This is a genomic window from Pseudomonas sp. N40(2020) (assembly GCF_014472415.1).
Taxonomy (GTDB): Bacteria; Pseudomonadota; Gammaproteobacteria; order Pseudomonadales; family Pseudomonadaceae; genus Aquipseudomonas.
This window is the reverse complement of the sequence record NZ_JACSZV010000034.1, coordinates 54,825-71,971: the sequence shown is the minus strand read 5'-3', so window position 1 is coordinate 71,971 and position 17,147 is coordinate 54,825. Positions and strand designations below refer to the sequence as shown.

Sequence of the window (17,147 nt, the reverse complement as noted above, 5' to 3'; positions counted from 1 at the left end):
AGCTCCTACAGGGTCGGGTTTACAGGCTGAGGTCGCGGTTCGAAGCTTTGATGAACTCCCGCTTCAACGCTTCAAACGTGTGCACCGCCGGAAACTGCGGGAACTCCCGGATCACATTGTCCGGCGCATGGAACAGAATCCCCGCATCCGCCTCGCCCAGCATGGTCGTATCGTTATACGAATCACCCGCCGCAATCACCCGGTAGTACAGGCTTTTGAACGCCAGCACCGACTGCCGCTTGGGATCTTTCTGTCGCAACTGATAGCTGGTCACGCGCCCGGTTTCATCAGTAATCAGACGATGGCAAAGCAAAGTCGGGAAGCCCAGTTGACGCATCAGCGGCTGGGAAAACTCATAGAAGGTGTCCGACAGAATCACCACCTGAAAGCGCTCACGCAGCCAGTTGACGAACTCCACCGCGCCGTCCAGCGGTTTCAGTGTGGCGATCACTTCCTGAATGTCCGAGAGCTTCAAGCCATGCTCATCAAGGATGCGCAGACGCTGCTTCATCAGCACGTCGTAATCGGGAATGTCCCGGGTGGTGGCCTTGAGGGATTCGATTCCGGTTTTTTCAGCGAAGGCGATCCAGATTTCCGGCACCAGTACCCCTTCAAGATCCAGGCAAGCAATTTCCACAAGACACTCCCGTTTGTATTGATTATTGAGTCGAGCGAGCCCGAACTCTAGCGGCTCCGCCAAAGCCGCGCAACGCACAGCACGTCCCGCCCGGCGCCGCTTTTTGTTACCATCGCCGCCATATAGAGCGCCCAGCGCCACCGACCTGTAGGAAGCCGCCCTGATGAGCCCAACGTTCGATGTCGTGGAACTCGCCACGACCTATGCCAACAAATCCGCCCACGACATCCTGAAACTCGCGTTTGCCGAGTTCGGCGATGACCTGTGGATATCTTTCAGTGGCGCCGAGGATGTGGTGCTGGTGGACATGGCCTGGAAGCTGAACAAGAACGTCAAGGTGTTCAGTCTCGACACCGGCCGCCTGCATCCGGAGACCTATCGCTTTATCGATCAGGTGCGCGAGCACTACAAGATCGACATCGAACTGGTCTCGCCGGACTACACGAAACTGGAACCGTTCGTGAAGGAAAAAGGCTTGTTCAGCTTCTACAAGGACGGCCACGGCGAGTGCTGCGGGATCCGCAAGATCGAACCGCTGCGGCGCAAACTGTCCGGCGTCAAAGCCTGGGCCACCGGCCAACGCCGCGACCAGAGCCCGGGCACTCGCAGTGCCGTGGCGGTGATGGAAATCGACACCGCGTTCTCCACACCGGAGCGCACCCTGTACAAGTTCAACCCGCTGGCGCAGATGACCAGCGAAGAGATCTGGGGCTACATCCGCATGCTGGAACTGCCATACAACAGCCTGCACGAGCGCGGCTTCATCAGCATCGGTTGCGAGCCGTGCACCCGTCCGGTTCTGCCGAACCAGCACGAGCGCGAAGGCCGCTGGTGGTGGGAAGAAGCGACCCAGAAAGAATGCGGATTGCATGCGGGGAATATCATCAGCAAGGCGTAACCCTCTGCCCCGATGATTTCCCCTTGTGCTTTGTGAAACCTCAAAAAATGTGTACACACGAATGTCACCATCAGTGCCATTTATGTGTGCACTTTTTATTTTCGCGCCCTGAAAAGTTACATCCCGCCTGAATCTCACTTCCTTCTGCCCCTCGTCACGATCCCGCGCAAAAAATAAATACCTGACCAATCGGCCAATTTATATCGGCGTCGATTCAGTCACTTAGCAATCAGAAATAACATTTAAAAATAAGCGATGGCCTTCATGGATCGGCAATTGGCACACATCTGGCTTTAGTGCATACATGTTTTGTATACAAAACTGCAAAACATGCACACCTTCGATCCGCAAGCCTGAAGCGCCCTATCCCGTACAGGCTGCAGATGCCCCGTAACCAGTGATGCTTTCACTGCCGCGACGAAGATATGTCGAGCCTGGCGGCTCATGCACAGTCATCGCGGCCCTGAACATCAGGAGCCTGCCGGAATGCGTACAAGTCTCTCCAACAATATCGCGCTGAATCTGCCCTCCTCTGCACTCGATCAACCTTTGCCACATGACGGACTGGTCGAGCCGCTGCATCTGAGCCCTCGTCTGCACAACAGCGATCTGGCACCGACCAAGGCCGAAGGCCGACGCTGGGGCAAATACAGCATCTTCGCCCTGTGGACGAACGACGTGCACAACATCGCCAACTACTCGTTCGCCATCGGCCTCTACGCCCTCGGCCTGGGGGGCTGGCAGATTTTTCTGTCGCTGGGGATCGGCGCGGCGCTGGTGTATTTCTTCATGAACCTGTCCGGCTACATGGGGCAGAAAACCGGGGTGCCATTTCCGGTGATCAGCCGAATCAGTTTTGGCATCCACGGGGCGCAAATTCCTGCGCTGATCCGAGCAGTTATCGCCATCGCCTGGTTCGGGATTCAGACGTATCTGGCGTCGGTTGTTTTCAGGGTTTTACTCACGGCGGTGCATCCCGGCTTCGCGGAATACGACCACAACTCGATCCTCGGCCTGTCGACGCTGGGCTGGGTGTGCTTCGTGGCAATCTGGTTCGTGCAACTGGTGATCCTCGCCTACGGCATGGAAATGGTCCGCCGTTACGAAGGGTTTGCCGGGCCGGTGATTCTGCTGACCGTCGCCGCCCTCGCCGCCTGGATGTACACACAAGCCAACGCGACCATCGCCTGGTCGATCCGCGAACCGCTGAGCGGTGGCGAGATGTGGCGCAACATCTTTGCCGGCGGCGCACTGTGGCTGGCGATCTACGGCACGCTGATCCTCAACTTCTGCGACTTCGCCCGCTCCTCGCCCTGCCGCAAAACCATCAAAGTCGGAAATTTCTGGGGTTTGCCGGTGAACATTCTGCTGTTCGCCGCGATCACCGTCCTGCTGTGCGGTGCGCAATTTCAAATCAACGGCCGGATCATCGAAAGCCCGACCGAGATCATCGCTTCGATTCCCAACACCTTCTTTCTGGTGCTGGGTTGCCTGGCGTTCCTGATCGTCACCGTGGCGGTGAACATCATGGCCAACTTCGTTGCCCCGGCGTTCGTGCTGAGCAACCTGGCGCCCAAGTACCTGACCTTCCGCCGGGCCGGGCTGATCAGCGCGACCATCGCTGTCCTGATCCTGCCGTGGAACCTCTACAACAGCCCGTTGGTCATCGTGTACTTCCTGTCCGGCCTCGGCGCCCTGCTCGGCCCGTTGTACGGGGTGATCATGGTCGACTACTGGTTGATCCGCAAAGGCCGGATCAACGTCCCGCAACTCTACAGCGAAGACCCGAACGGCACTTATTACTACAGCCGTGGCGTCAATTTTCGCGCCGTGGCGGCGTTTATTCCGGCGGCACTGATCGCCATCGTCCTGGCGCTGGTGCCGGGGTTCCACAGTATTTCGCCGTTCTCCTGGCTGATCGGTGCCGGGATCGCCGGAATGCTCTACCTGATCATCGCCAAACGCGAACCGCACTACGCCGACGTCAGCGGCGAATCCTTCGCGGTCGATAACGCCTGTCACTAAATCCTCGCGGCCCGCCTTTCTGGCCGCTGAACTACCCTGCCAAAAAGGACTTCCCATGCGTATTCTCGTGGTCAACGTCAACACCACCGAATCCATCACCCAGGCCATCGCCCGCTCGGCGCAGGCTGTCGCGTCACCCGGTACAGAGATTGTCGGACTCACGCCGTATTTCGGCGCCGATTCGATTGAAGGCAACTTTGAAAGCTACCTGGCCGCCATCGCCGTGATGGATCGCGTGATGTCCTACGACCAGCCGTTCGATGCGGTGATTCAGGCCGGCTATGGCGAACATGGCCGCGAAGGCTTGCAGGAATTGCTCAATGTACCGGTGGTGGACATCACTGACGCGGCGGCCAGTACGGCGATGTTTCTCGGGCATGCGTATTCAGTCGTCACTACGCTGGATCGCACCGTGCCGCTGATCGAGGATCGGCTGAAACTCTCCGGTCTGTGGGATCGTTGCGCGTCGGTGCGGGCCAGTGGTTTGGCCGTGCTGGAACTGGAACATGAGCCGCAACGTGCACTGGAGGCGATCGTGCATCAGGCTGAATTGGCGGTTACGCAGGACAAGGCCGAGGTGATTTGCCTGGGTTGTGGCGGCATGGCCGGACTTGATGAACAGATTCGTCGCCGCACCGGGGTGCCGGTGGTGGACGGGGTGACGGCGGCGGTGACGATTGCTGAGGCGTTGGTGCGTTTGGGGTTGTCGACGTCCAAGGTGCGGACTTATGCGACGCCTCGGCCGAAGAAAATTGTGGGCTGGCCGGAGCGGTTTGCACGATAGACCGCGTTATCGTTTATCGCGAGCAGGCTCACTCCTACAGGGTTAGTGTCGTGCCTGAAATCTGTAAGCAACATCGATCCTGTAGGAGTGAGCCTGCTCGCGATGGCCGCAATTCGGTTAAAAGCCAAACTCAGAGAGCACTGAACCGCCGAGCCAACCCCTGCTGCGCAAACTGCTCAATCACAAAATCGACAAACGCCCGAGTCTTGCCCGGCAACAATTTATGTTCGGCGTAGTAGATCGAAATGTTGCCGTCATCGATGTACCACTCCGGCAGCACGCGCTGTAACGTACCCGCCTCGAGATAACCCACGGCAAAGGGCATGCTGACCAGTGCAATCCCCAAACCTTGCGCCGCCGTCGCGCAGGCGGCCTCGGAGTCGCTCATGGTCATTCGCGTCTTGAGGGTCAATGGTCGACAGAGCTGACTGCCATTACTGATCAATTGCCAAGAGCGTACTCGACCGGTTTGCGGCGACCGAATCAGAATGCCATCGTGATATTGCAGGTCATCCGGCTCGATGATCGCTGCGTGCGTTTCCAGGTAGTCAGCAGACGCCACCAACACCCGATGTGCGGGTGCCAATTTGCGTGCGACGACGCCTTGGGGCAATTCAAATCCCCCGCCAATCGCCGCATCGAAACCCTGCCCGATCAAATCGACCTGACGGTTATCAAAATGCCAATCAGGGTTGATCGCCGGAAATCGACGTAAAAACTCTTCCAGCAACGGCACGACATACAAGCGCCCGAACACCGTGCCCATACTGACTTTCAAAGTTCCCGCTGGCAGGCCTTCGACACTGGCCAGATTGGCCACGGCGTTCTGGATCGTGGTCAGACTGGCACTGACCTGACTCAAAAACAGCTGCCCCGCCTCAGTCAACGTCAGGCTGCGGGTGCTGCGCTGAAACAACCGCACGCCTAGCTTCGCTTCGAGTTTCGCCACGCTTTTGCCGACCGCTGCCGGGGTCAGGCTCAAACGCCGCGCCGCTTCGGCAAAACTGCCAACTTCGGCGCTGCGCACGAAGCATTCGATACTGTTAAAGTTTTCCATGGTCGCCACTGTAAACTTTTGGTTTACACAGACTATAGCAATCATGGGCTAGTGGGTTGTGGATCAGAGGTCGATACTCGGCTCCAACAACAAGGTATCTCGCCTTGAATATTCTGGAGATCGAACATGACCACTCAACACCTCAGCGGCAAAGTCGCTCTGATTCAAGGCGGTTCCCGTGGTATCGGCGCCGCGATTGTCAAACGTCTGGCCGCTGAAGGCGCTGCAGTTGCCTTCACCTACGTCAGCTCCACCGCAAAAGCTGAAGAGTTGCAGAACAGCATCACCGCAAATGGCGGCAAAGCCCTGGCGATCAAGGCTGACAGCGCCGACGCCGCTGCCATCCGCCATGCGGTCAGCGCCACCGTCGAAGCCTTTGGCCGCCTCGACATTCTGGTCAACAACGCCGGCGTACTGGCCGTCGCCCCACTGGAAGACTTCAAACTGGAAGATTTCGACCAGACCGTAGCGATCAACATTCGCAGCGTATTCATCGCCTCCCAGGAAGCCGCCAAACACATGGGCGAAGGCGCGCGAATCATCAACATCGGCAGCACCAACGCCGACCGCATGCCCTTCGCCGGTGGCGGTGTGTATGCGATGAGCAAATCGGCGCTGGTCGGCCTGACCAAAGGCCTGGCCCGCGATCTCGGCCCACGCGGCATCACCATCAACAACGTGCAGCCTGGCCCGGTCGACACTGACATGAACCCGGCGCACGGTGACTTCGCCGAAAGCCTGATTCCGTTGATGGCCGTGGGTCGCTACGGCAAAGCCGAAGAAATCGCCGGTTTCGTCGCTTATCTGGCAGGCCCGGAAGCCGGGTACATCACCGGTGCCAGCCTGACGATCGACGGTGGTTTCGGCGCCTGATTTGACTGAGTTACCTGTACGAAAAACGCCGCCCCTCCTTTAACTGAGGGGCGGCGTTTTTGTTTATAGCTTTATGGCCCGATCAAGCCCATTCCAGTGCCGGCAAACCACAAGCGCTCGGGGTGAACGCTTTCAACGAGCGAAGAATCCCGTCGGCGTGTGCGTATTTTTCATCGGCCATGGCGGCATCCGGAATGGCGATGGCGGTCATGCCCGCCGCTTTCGCCGCGGTCACGCCAAACGGCGAATCTTCGAACACCAGACAATCCTCGGGCGCGACACCCAGACGCCGGGCCGCCGTGAGGAAAATATCCGGCGCCGGTTTGGCTGCACCCACTTCCGGATCGTCCGCCGTGACGATGAAATCGAACAACGCGAACCAGTCGCGGTGCAACGTGGTTTTCTGACCGAACGACTGACGCGACGAACTGGTGCCCACAGCGATTGGAATGTTGTGCGCCTTGAGGTGGCGAATCAGTTCCTCCGCGCCTGGCATCGCTTGCGCCGAGGGGAAACGCTCACGCATCAGCGGCTCGCGGATTACTAGAAACTCTTCAGCGGTGATCGGCAGATCAAGCGCCTGCACCACGTAATTGGCCAGATCGTTGGCACCGCGGCCAATGATGTTCTGCTTGATGCTCCAGTCGAAAGTCCGCCCGTAACGCCCGGCAATCAGCGAGGTGACCTCGGTGTAAATGCCCTCGGTGTCCAGCAGCAAACCGTCCATATCGAAAATCACGGCCTTGATCGGGCCGAACGCCTTCAGCGGTGCATTCATCATCGGATCCGTTATCAAAGACATCCCGGGCGGCGAATAGCGCCGCTGCTTGGACCTGATTAATGGGTTCAGCAGCATAACGAGCGCAACGGGCATTGAGCAACGGGCAATGTCCGCTGGGGCGCTGAACGACTCCCGAGTATTTAGCGAAAAATCCTACATACATCCCCTACTTGCCCGACTTCTTTACTTTTTGATCCCCCGCAAAGTCCGCGCACCTCTTTTGACGTGCGCGAGTGCCTGCGAATGTTCCAAACCGATCGGCTTCTGGCCTTGAACAACAGCATCGGCCTGCTGGTGGTTGCCGCCCTGAATCCAGAACACCCGGACTTCGAAACGTTGATTCGGGAGTTTCGCCTGTGCCTGAACAACTACGACGCCTGGGCCGAACAATTCTGGACGGGGTCGATGCTGGACATCGAGCAGGTGTTCAGAGTCGGCAACGACGTTCACCTCAGTGCGCCGGTCAAAAGCCGTAAACCCATCAGTTCATCCGTATTCATGTGCCCCGCCAGCGGCCCGTTGACCCTGGTGCACATGTTCGAGGCTGCGCGCTTCGTCCCCATCGGCAACACCCCACTGACGCTAGAACCGTTGATGTCCGATGTCGGCGGCGTTCTGACCTTCGGCGCCCCGCAGCACTATGAAATCGGACCGAGCGGCATTCTGGAGGTGACCGACTGCGACCGGGGCCAGCGTTATCGCATCACCTTCTTTCCCGATGTTTCCAGCCAGCATGTGCAAGCGCTGTATGCCTCTTATCAAGGCATGCTCGACGGGCTGGAAGTCTGGTTGCGCCAGGAGTGGGACGGATTTCAGCCACTGTGGACAGAGTTCTCCAGTGCCGGATTTCTCGACCGTTACGGCCAATTGCAACAGGCGGATTGGCGCGGATTCGAGAAGGCCCTGCACGGTGTCTGGGATGACATCAAGCAACTGTTCGCCCTGCTCGCCGACTTGCAGGTCAACAGCGAAAAGTTGCTGGAGTACCTGACCGAGGTCGAACTGGACGCTCTGCTGCAAGCCTCCAGCGAAGCCATTGCCAACGGTTTGTTGATCCTCAGCGACGAGCCGCTGCTGTTTATTCATCTGGCGGCCTTCACCAGTTGGTTGAAGATGCTGCCACCGCAGTACCTCGCGGAGGTGGTAGCCGAGGTTCGTGTCGAACTGTTGATCAGCTTTCTGTTGATGCGGGTATCGGGCGGCGTCGGCGTGCCACTGCGGTTGAGCAGCAAAGTGCTGGCGAAGATCAAATCGCCACGCGCACGGGAATGGCTGGCGGCTTCGGCGTTGCGCTTGGCGGAACTGAGCTCTGCGCCCGAACTGAGCAAGCACGCAAGCGCACTGAAACCACTGATGCTCAATGTGCGTGACGTTGAGTTGAAACCGACGCCGTCGATACCGCTGAACATTCGTCAGGCGGATTCCTTGGTGTTGACGGTGCCGAACCCGGCGCCTCTCGCACGGGACAAGTCGCATGGCATGAGCCGGATGGAGCGCCATGAGCCACGCGATGACGCCTCCGATCAAGCGAAAAACCCCAACGGCGACAGCGCCGACTGTGTGCCGAGCACCTGCACCAACGGCTGCCCGGTGTCGATGGTTACCGGTGAGGAACTGCTGACCCTGACTGACGGCACGCTCGATGGATTACTGCCGTTTGAGTTCACCCGCTTGTATCGCACCAGTGCCGCCGAAATCGATGTCGGCTTGGGGTTTGGCTGGAGCCATTCGCTGGCGCATCGGCTGGAGTTCGACGGCGATTTTGTTGTTTGGGTCGACCATGAGAACCGGCGCACGCGGTTTCCGTTGCCGAGTGTCGAGCGGCCGGCGATTCACAACAGTCTGTCGCGGGCGGCGATTTTTCTCGGGGATGAGCCGGAGGAACTGATTCTTGCGCTGGCGGGGGACACGGCGCGGTTTTATCACTTTCGGGCCGGGCGGCTGACGGCGGTCAGTGATGGGTATGGCAACCGTCTGCGCATCTCTCGGGATCGTCAGGATCGTATTGAGCGGCTGGATAACGGGGCGGGTCGATCGCTATTACTGCGCTACGACCGCCAGCATTTGGTGGCCGTCGATTACCAAACGTTTTGTGATGGTGACTGGCACGCCGAACAAACCCTCGTCAGTTACCGCTACGACGCTTATCAACACCTGATCGAAGCGTGTAACGCCGTTGGCGACAGCGAGCGTTACGACTACGACGATCAGCACGTCATCCTCCAGCGTCAGCTGACCGGTGGGGCGAGTTTCTTCTGGGAGTGGGAACGGGCCGGAAAATCGGCGCGCTGCGTGCGGCACTGGGCGTCGTTCTCGCAGATGGACACGCGTTACGTCTGGGATGACAACGGCAGCGTGGCGGTGCATTACGTCGATGGCACTGAAGAAACCTACGTGCACGACGACCGTGCGCGGCTGGTGCGCAAGGTCGAGGCCGACGGTGGCGAGCACCTCAAGGCCTACGACGACGCGGGGCGTTTGATCGCCGAGCAGGATCCCCTCGGCGCCGTCACCGAATACCGATACGACGACGTCGGACGCCTGATTGCGCTGCTTCCACCGGACGACGAGCCGACGTCCTACGAATACCGCAACGGTTTCCTGCACAGCCGTTCGCGCGGCGAGGCGGTGTGGACGTACCGGCGCAATGCCCAGGGTGATGTTACCGAAGCGGTTGATCCCGACGGGCAGGTCACGCATTACCACTACGATGCGCGTGGGCAGTTGCTGTCGATCCGCTATCCGGACACCAGTCGGCATGTGCTGGTCTGGAACGCTCTCGGCCAGTTGGTTGAAGAAACCCTGCCCGATGGCGGTGTGCGGCGCTTTTCCTACGATGCGCTGGGGCGACGGAGCACGACTCAGGACGAACACGGTGCGCTCACGCGTCAGCACTGTGACGCCGTGGGCCGTCTGGTGCAGACGACGTTTCCTACAGGCGCGACGCGCGCCTACAGCTACGGCGCTTACCACCAGGTCACCGCCGAACGCGACGAACTCGGCCGCATCACCCGTTACGAGTATGACGACGACCTGCATCTGGTCTCCCGGCGGATCAACCCCGACGGTACGCGGGTGCAATACCGCTACGACCATGCGCAGTTGCTGCTGACGGAAATCGAAAACGAATCCGGCGAAAAGTACCGACTGGACTACACGCCGACCGGACTGATCCGACAGGAAACCGGCTTCGACGGCCGCCGCACGGCTTACGCCTATGACCTCAACGGTCATCTGCTGGAAAAGACCGAGTTCGGCGACGACGGCTCGACGTTGGTCACCGGATACGAGCGCGATGTCGCCGGCCGCCTGCTGGTCAAAACCCTGCCCGACGGGATCAAGGTCGAATACCGCTATGACCGCCTCGGTCGTTTGGTCGGTGTCGACGACGGCCAGAAACATCCGCTGGCCTTCGAATACGACCTGCAAGACCGCCTGATCACCGAGCATCAGGGCTGGGGCACCCTGCGTTACACCTACGACGCCTGCGGCCAGCTCAAACGCATGCGCCTGCCGGACAACAGCAAACTCGATTACCACCACGCCAAGGGTGGTGCGCTCAGAGCCATCGACCTCAACGGCGCGTCACTGACCCGCCACGTCTATCAGTCAGGACGCGAGCAACAACGCCAGCAAGGCCTGCTGCTCAGCGAATATACCTATGACGATCAAGGCCGTTTACTCGCCCACGCCGTAGGCCATCAGCACGATTCGCTGTATCGCCGCGACTATGCCTACAGCGCCAACGGTAATCTCGAGCACATCGCCGACACACGCCACGGCCAACGCACCTACGGCTATGACGCTCTCGACCGTTTGATTCGCGTGCGCCACTCGCGCGACGAACTGCCGGAATCCTTCGCCCACGATCCGGCGGGCAACCTGCTGATGCAGGATCGCCCCGGCCCGACGCAGATCAAAGGCAACCGCCTGCTGATGCAGGGCGACCGCCACTACGAATACGACGCCTTCGGCAACCTGATCCGCGAACGCCGCGGCACCGCGCAGAAACTCGTCACCGAATACCGCTACGACTGCCAACACCGCCTCATCGGCCTGACCCGCCCCGACGGCAAAACCGCCAGTTACCGCTACGACGCCTTCAACCGGCGCATCAGCAAAACCGTCGACGGCGCCACCACCGAGTTCTTCTGGCAAGGCGATCACCTCGTTGCCGAAAGCAGCCAAACCCATCACCGCAGCTACGTCTACGAACCCGGCACCTTCCGCCCGCTGGCCCTGCTCGACGGCAAAGGCCCGAAACGCGCCTGCCCGTTCTATTACCAACTCGACCACCTCGGCACCCCACAGGAACTCACCGACTACAGCGGCGAAATCGTCTGGTCGGCGCAATACGACGCCTACGGCAAAGTCGCCGCGCTGACCCTCGCCGCCGAGGAATACCTCGACCAGCCGCTGCGGTTTCAGGGGCAGTATTTCGACGCTGAGAGTGGACTGCATTACAACCGGCATCGGTATTACGACCCACGGCTGGGCCGGTATCTGACGCCGGACCCGATCAAGTTGGCGGGTGGGTTGAATCAGTACCAGTACGTGCCGAATCCAACGGGGTGGGTGGATCCGTTGGGGCTAAGTGATTGTCCGGGTGGGGACAATTGCGGAAAACCTTCACGTGAAGTCGACACTTTTAGCAACGTTGGTGTAGAGGAAGGGGCACCTGCAACTCCAGCCCCAATACAAGAAAACCATTATTTGTACCGCGGTGATGATCGAGAACCATGGGAAATTTTCGATGTTGGGTTTGAACCGTGGGGCGATAGTAAAGATCTTTTCCTGCATGCTTTGGATAATAAAATTCCTCCTAGCTGGTACGTGAGTACTTCTTTTTCAGAAAAACAGGCAACAAAATTTGCAACGGGCTACGGCATTGCCGACGGCTATATATATGTCCTGAAGAACGTTAAAGGGATTGACGTAAACAAAGAACTTGGTGCCCTTTCACCCCATCGACGTGAAGTAGAAATTGCAGTTCCAGGGGGCATTAAAAGTCAAGATATAGTAGGAGCCACGCCAGTCTACGAAGATGGCAGCTATAAAGGTTATTCAGTGCTCAACCCAAACAGGAGCAAACAATGAAACCGATAGAAATCCAGATTAAAACAGCTCAGGGGCTGGAAGCAGCTCTTATTGAATGTGACAGAAGGAATAGGGCACTAACTTTTACAAGAAAAGATGGCCTAAAAAAAATCTATACGTCTTACGACATGTTTGGCTGTTTCGGTGCGCTGAGATCAGAATTTCCGGGAGTTACGTTTTTATGTAAGGGCTCTAAAATAAACGTTTATCCATCGGGTATGAGCTCACAAATGTCCTGCGGACTTGTTGCGTACGAACTCCGTGAAGGACGACCCACAGAAGAGGAAGATATTGTCCGAATTTTCGATTACGAGGACAGAAATCTAACAAACAACATAGAGGATCAAAAGGCCTTCTATCGTTCATGGTTAAAGTCTTTTTAGTTTGTAAGGACCACACAATTTGACTTAACACTCACAGGGCCTGCACCGACAGGCCCCTGAGAAATAGAGGTTTCATACCGCAAACGACACCAAAGACCAAACCAGAAATTTCCTCACTGCTCATCTTCCTCCTCATCAAACTCATCATCCGAATCAATCAGCGGCACCGTCGCATCATCCATCAACGACCCCGGATCCTCATTCCCCGGATCATTGATAAACGGCAGCCCACTCGAGCCTTTTTCTTCCTTGCCTTCGGTTTCGGGAGTCATGGCAAACCTCATGATGTCGGGGAGTGTATGACGTTCGAAAGGCCCTGCTGCCAATCGTTCCCGAGTCGAACCTGCAGAAACGAAAAACCCGGCACACGGCCGGGTTTCTGTTTAATCGTCAATCAATGATGTTTGTTTTTATGCTTGTTCTTATGCTTATGGCCACCACCGGAATGAGACTTCCCGCCATCGTCACCCAGGTTGTTGCCGAGCGCACCGCCCGCGGCACCACCCAATCCTGCACCGACAGCCGAACCGGTCGAACCGCCCAGGCTGTTACCGATCACTGAGCCGCCCGCAGCGCCAAGGCCACCGCCAATGGCGGCTTCCGTGCGATTGTTTTTATTCGCACCGACGGCGCTGCCCGCCGCGCCACCCACACCGGCACCGACAGCAGCACCTGTGCTGCCACCGAGCTGTCCGCCGACCACATTGCCCAGCACACCGCCCAGCCCACCACCAACGGCGGCCGAACCATCACCGGCAGCCATTGCGCCTTGAGCCACCAGCAATCCGAAAAACAGTGCAGATAATGACAAACGCATATGAACCTCACAGTTCCCGAGCCGGGACAGGCTGCCCATGCAGGGCTTATGTGTTATTGGAGAAGATTACGGGTAAAACGTTCACCAACGCAAAGCCCGACATCGAGCCGGACTTTTCTGACCTGCAATCAATCTCAGTGACGCTTGTGCCCTTTGGACAGATTGCTGCCAACCGCGCCGCCGGCTGCACCGCCCAGGCCCGCGCCAATAGTAGCGCCATTCTTGCCGCCGAGGCTGTTGCCGATCACCGAACCGCCGACAGCGCCGACACCACCGCCGATGGCCGCTTTGGTCCGGCTGCCTTTGCGTGCCGCCACTGCACTGCCCGCGGCGCCGGCGACGCCGGCACCAATCGCAGCACCGGTGCTGCCGCCCATTTTCTGGCCGACAACGTTACCCAGCGCGCCACCCAGACCACCGCCCAGCGCAGCGGTGCCGTCACCGGCAGCCATCGCACCTTGAGCAACGAGAAGGCCCAGAACCAGAGCAGGCAATGTTAAACGCATGACAAAAACCTCAAAAAATGGGTATGACAAAAAGGGCCGGGGTTTAATGCCGCCGGAGCGCAAAAGTCCAGACAACATGAGTGAACTGCGCGCACTCGGCGCCGATTGGACAGCGATTCTGGAAAAGGTTTTATGACAGGCAAAAAAAAGCCCGCTGGGGAGACGGGCTGGAGACTTGCTTTCTAACGGATGGCTTCACCCTACTTTGGCAGACGTGAAAAGTTTGTGAAAAGCGTTTACATCCAAACTACGCGCGTAGGAATTTTTTCCGATTGGTTGCGCCAGGCACAAAAAACCCCGCTCATTGACGGGGTTGTAGGTTGCAAGACTTACTTGCGGGCGCGGGTCGCGATCCTGGGTAAAAACTTCGCCTTCGGCCCTTTAGGTACCGTGGACTTGATCTTGCCGGTCTGCACCGGATCCTCACCAAAGCCCGACTGGTACTCGGTCTGGCCACATCGCACGCAGTTGTTGAAGGAAAATTCAGCGCCATCGTCTTCGATATACGGATCAGTCATACCTTCTCCCCTTCGAAACGGGTCAACACCGGCAAAGCTCTTTGCCTGAAAAAATATCGACCTTCAGTACTTTTGAGACTAGCCGGTCATTCCTGGACTTGTTATTCAGAAACGCTGACGCCCGACGAATGGCCTACAAAAGACCGGATGGCAACAAGTCAAAACGTCGAGATCCACAAATCCCAACGTTCCGTCCAATAATCAGCGCAACTTCACCGCAGTACCTGTCACGAACACCACAACCATACCGCCCTTGCCGGCCGGCATACTGATCTCGAAATCCACCCCAACCACAGCGTCCGCCTGCAAGGCTCGCGCTCGCTCCTTGATCTCCTCAGTCGCCTGGATACGCGCCTCCTTCAGCGCCCGCTCCAGCGTCTGAGAGCGCCCACCAAAAAAATCACGCATGCCGGCAAACATGTCGCGGATCACATTGACGCCCTGCACCGATTCGGCACTGACAATGTCCAGATAGGCGGTGATCTGACGGCCTTCGATGGCTTGAGTGGTGGAGATGATCATGGAAACAGTCCTTTTTCAGGCAGATAAAAACCGCGATTGTAATTCAATCGAGGATCAAGCCGATTTCAGCAGACACCCAACATAATCCAGACGCCAGAAACCACAAAACCCCTGACTTCTTTCGAAATCAGGGGTTTTGTGTAATCGAATATGGCGGTGAAGGAGAGATTCGAACTCTCGATACAGTTTCCTGTATACACACTTTCCAGGCGTGCTCCTTAAGCCACTCGGACACTTCACCGTATCTCTTCAAACATGTTCTGTCTGTCGAGGCGCGCTAATGTAGTCGAAAGCTTTTCCGATGGCAAACTTTTTTTCAGAATTTTCATACGCTTAAGAGAAAAAACTGTTTTCCCCGCCAGCAGGCCATGGCAAACCGGCCAATCTCCGGTGGGCACGCCCCCCCTTCTATATAGGAGACAGATAGCAGTCTGCGGGGCATGAGCCGATAAAGGGTGACCGACGGGTCAGTCACGGTGCTTTACCTGGCCTGCGGTGGTGGGTAACGTCTGCCCATCTTTCTTAAAGGAATAGCGTCATGAGTGAGTTGATTTCTTACCACCTCGAAGACGGTATCGCGACCCTGACCTTGAGCAATGGCAAGGTCAATGCCATTTCCCCGGACGTGATTGCAGCGTTCAACGCGGCGCTGGATAAGGCGGTGACTGATCGTGCCATCGTGATCATTACCGGTCAGCCAGGGATTCTGTCCGGTGGCTATGACCTGAAAGTGATGACTGCCGGCCCTAAAGAAGCGGTGGCACTGGTGACTGCCGGTTCGACGCTGGCTCGCCGTCTACTCTCTCACCCGTTCCCGGTGATCGTCGCGTGCCCGGGCCATGCCGTGGCCAAAGGTGCATTCATTCTTCTGTCCGCCGATTACCGAATCGGCGTCGACGGCCCGTTCAGCATTGGTCTGAATGAAGTGCAGATCGGTATGACCATGCACCACGCCGGTATCGAGCTGGCCCGTGATCGTCTGCGTCGTTCGGCTTTCCACCGTTCAGTGATCAACGGCGAGATGTTCGATCCGCAAAGCGCTGTGGATGCTGGCTTCCTCGATAAGGTGGTTTCCGCCGAGGAGCTGCAAGGTGCTGCCTTGGCCGCCGCACGGCAGTTGAAGAAGATCAACATGACGGCGCACAAGAACACCAAATTGAAGGTGCGCAAGGCGCTGCTGGAAACCTTGGATAACGCGATCATTCAGGATCAGGAACATCTGGGGTAAGCACCCGGTTCCAGCGATCAAGAAAAACCCGACCGTCGTGTCGGGCTTTTTCTTACGCACCTGGTTGAAAATACCGTTGCAGCTCTAGGACGGGTCTGACAACCAAGCTTGAAACATGCGCTTAAACATCGGCTATCTCCGGACTCTATAGCAGCAATTGCCGAAAACAGTGCACATCCGTACACTGCGCCACCTTTTGTCCCGGTGGGGCCTGAAAATGCTGTTTGTGTTTCGTATGTTGTTGATGGGCCTGCACTTTATTCTGGCTGGCATGCTTGGGGTGATTCTCGGGTTGTGCCGTCCATTCAATCCGGACAACAGTCGTCTGTGCGCCCGCCTCTACGCGCTGCCGGCCATGTGCATTTTGCGTCTGCGGGTGAAATCCGATGTCAGCGGTTTGATGAACAAACCCGACAGTTGCGTGATCATCGCCAACCATCAGTCCAACTATGATCTGTTCGTGTTCGGTAATGTGGTGCCGCGCCGCACCGTCTGTATTGGCAAAAAAAGCCTGAAGTGGGTACCGCTGTTCGGGCAACTGTTCTGGCTGGCGGGCAACGTGTTGATCGATCGTGGGAATGCGCAAAAGGCGCGTCAGTCGATGCTCACCACGACCAATACCTTGCAAAACGAAGATACGTCGATCTGGGTATTCCCGGAAGGTACGCGCAATCTCGGTGAAGAGCTGCTGCCGTTCAAGAAAGGGGCATTCCAGATGGCAATTGCCGCTGGCGTGCCGATCGTTCCCGTGTGTGTCAGCAGTTACGTCAAACATATGCGCCTGAACCGCTGGCGCAGCGGGAAAATTCTCATACGTTCACTCCCGGCAATTCCTACTGTAGGACTGACCATGGATGACATGCCGATGCTCATCAGCCAGTGCCGCGAGCAGATGCGCGAGTGCATCGAGTCGATGGATCGGCAACTGCAAGCTGCCTGAAAAGCAAACCCGCCTTGTGCGGGTTTTCTTTTGCCGAGTGAACTGTGCAGATTTCACTGACTCTGAAGCAGCGACACGGCT

General features: G+C 57.7%; 16 protein-coding genes and 1 tRNA gene. 8 read left to right on the top strand and 9 right to left on the bottom strand.

What is annotated here, in order from left to right; all coding sequences use genetic code 11:
* Positions 1–19: 19 nt before the first annotated feature.
* Positions 20–637, bottom strand: coding sequence for a bifunctional phosphoserine phosphatase/homoserine phosphotransferase ThrH (gene thrH, locus IAI51_RS20555; RefSeq protein ID WP_187680113.1), 618 nt, complete (start codon positions 635–637; stop codon positions 20–22).
* 163 nt (positions 638–800) lie between these two features.
* Here thrH and IAI51_RS20550 point away from each other — a divergent pair, with 163 nt between their 5' ends.
* The 3 genes from IAI51_RS20550 to IAI51_RS20540 all read left to right on the top strand — a co-directional run bounded on the left by IAI51_RS20550 (position 801) and on the right by IAI51_RS20540 (position 4,344).
* On the top strand, positions 801–1,535 hold the full coding sequence (locus tag IAI51_RS20550; protein ID WP_187680112.1) for a phosphoadenylyl-sulfate reductase: 735 nt from the start codon (positions 801–803) through the stop codon (positions 1,533–1,535).
* Between the two features lie 486 nt (positions 1,536–2,021).
* A complete protein-coding gene (locus tag IAI51_RS20545; protein WP_187680111.1) occupies positions 2,022–3,560 on the top strand; it encodes an NCS1 family nucleobase:cation symporter-1 in 1,539 nt (512 codons plus the stop codon).
* A gap of 55 nt (positions 3,561–3,615) precedes the next feature.
* Positions 3,616–4,344: an aspartate/glutamate racemase family protein gene (locus IAI51_RS20540; protein ID WP_187680110.1), complete on the top strand. Its 729-nt coding sequence runs from the start codon at positions 3,616–3,618 to the stop codon at positions 4,342–4,344.
* A 130-nt stretch (positions 4,345–4,474) separates the two neighbouring features.
* On the opposite strand, the gene IAI51_RS20535 is transcribed toward IAI51_RS20540, so the two are convergent.
* The gene (locus tag IAI51_RS20535; RefSeq protein ID WP_187680109.1) at positions 4,475–5,401 is read right to left on the bottom strand and encodes a LysR family transcriptional regulator; all 927 of its coding nucleotides are present in this window, start codon (positions 5,399–5,401) and stop codon (positions 4,475–4,477) included.
* 126 nt (positions 5,402–5,527) lie between these two features.
* Between IAI51_RS20535 and IAI51_RS20530 the strand changes: the two genes are divergently transcribed.
* Complete coding sequence (locus IAI51_RS20530) at positions 5,528–6,274, top strand: 3-oxoacyl-ACP reductase family protein (RefSeq protein ID WP_187680108.1); 747 nt, start codon at positions 5,528–5,530, stop codon at positions 6,272–6,274.
* Positions 6,275–6,356: 82 nt separating this feature from the next.
* Here the strand turns inward: IAI51_RS20530 and IAI51_RS20525 are convergent, their stop codons facing one another.
* Positions 6,357–7,052 (bottom strand): HAD-IA family hydrolase, encoded by a 696-nt coding sequence (locus tag IAI51_RS20525; RefSeq protein ID WP_187680107.1) that lies wholly within the window; start codon positions 7,050–7,052, stop codon positions 6,357–6,359.
* 246 nt (positions 7,053–7,298) lie between these two features.
* Here IAI51_RS20525 and IAI51_RS20520 point away from each other — a divergent pair, with 246 nt between their 5' ends.
* Both IAI51_RS20520 and IAI51_RS20515 read left to right on the top strand, forming a co-directional pair.
* Positions 7,299–12,152, top strand: a complete 4,854-nt coding sequence (locus IAI51_RS20520) for an RHS repeat-associated core domain-containing protein (RefSeq protein WP_187680106.1) — start codon at positions 7,299–7,301, stop codon at positions 12,150–12,152.
* Positions 12,149–12,535, top strand: coding sequence for a hypothetical protein (locus IAI51_RS20515; protein ID WP_187680105.1), 387 nt, complete (start codon positions 12,149–12,151; stop codon positions 12,533–12,535). The genes IAI51_RS20520 and IAI51_RS20515 overlap by 4 nt, the downstream gene beginning before the upstream one ends.
* A gap of 113 nt (positions 12,536–12,648) precedes the next feature.
* On the opposite strand, the gene IAI51_RS20510 is transcribed toward IAI51_RS20515, so the two are convergent.
* The 6 genes from IAI51_RS20510 to IAI51_RS20485 form a co-directional block, all read right to left on the bottom strand.
* Positions 12,649–12,807, bottom strand: coding sequence for a hypothetical protein (locus IAI51_RS20510; RefSeq protein WP_187680104.1), 159 nt, complete (start codon positions 12,805–12,807; stop codon positions 12,649–12,651).
* A gap of 122 nt (positions 12,808–12,929) precedes the next feature.
* Entirely contained in the window at positions 12,930–13,352 is a 423-nt protein-coding gene (locus tag IAI51_RS20505; protein ID WP_187680103.1) for a glycine zipper domain-containing protein, read from the bottom strand.
* A gap of 134 nt (positions 13,353–13,486) precedes the next feature.
* Positions 13,487–13,858 carry a YMGG-like glycine zipper-containing protein gene (locus IAI51_RS20500; protein WP_187680102.1) on the bottom strand — a complete coding sequence of 124 codons (372 nt, stop codon included), beginning with the start codon at positions 13,856–13,858 and terminating at the stop codon, positions 13,487–13,489.
* A gap of 329 nt (positions 13,859–14,187) precedes the next feature.
* Positions 14,188–14,376: a hypothetical protein gene (locus tag IAI51_RS20495; protein WP_187680101.1), complete on the bottom strand. Its 189-nt coding sequence runs from the start codon at positions 14,374–14,376 to the stop codon at positions 14,188–14,190.
* 201 nt (positions 14,377–14,577) lie between these two features.
* Complete coding sequence (locus IAI51_RS20490; RefSeq protein ID WP_187680100.1) at positions 14,578–14,898, bottom strand: YbjQ family protein; 321 nt, start codon at positions 14,896–14,898, stop codon at positions 14,578–14,580.
* Between the two features lie 151 nt (positions 14,899–15,049).
* Positions 15,050–15,139, bottom strand: a tRNA-Ser gene (locus IAI51_RS20485).
* A gap of 297 nt (positions 15,140–15,436) precedes the next feature.
* On the opposite strand from IAI51_RS20485, the gene IAI51_RS20480 reads away from it, so the two are divergent.
* Both IAI51_RS20480 and IAI51_RS20475 read left to right on the top strand, forming a co-directional pair.
* Positions 15,437–16,126 (top strand): crotonase/enoyl-CoA hydratase family protein, encoded by a 690-nt coding sequence (locus IAI51_RS20480; protein WP_187680099.1) that lies wholly within the window; start codon positions 15,437–15,439, stop codon positions 16,124–16,126.
* Positions 16,127–16,343: 217 nt separating this feature from the next.
* Entirely contained in the window at positions 16,344–17,066 is a 723-nt protein-coding gene (locus IAI51_RS20475; RefSeq protein ID WP_187680098.1) for a 1-acylglycerol-3-phosphate O-acyltransferase, read from the top strand.
* The last annotated feature ends 81 nt before the right edge of the window (positions 17,067–17,147 follow it).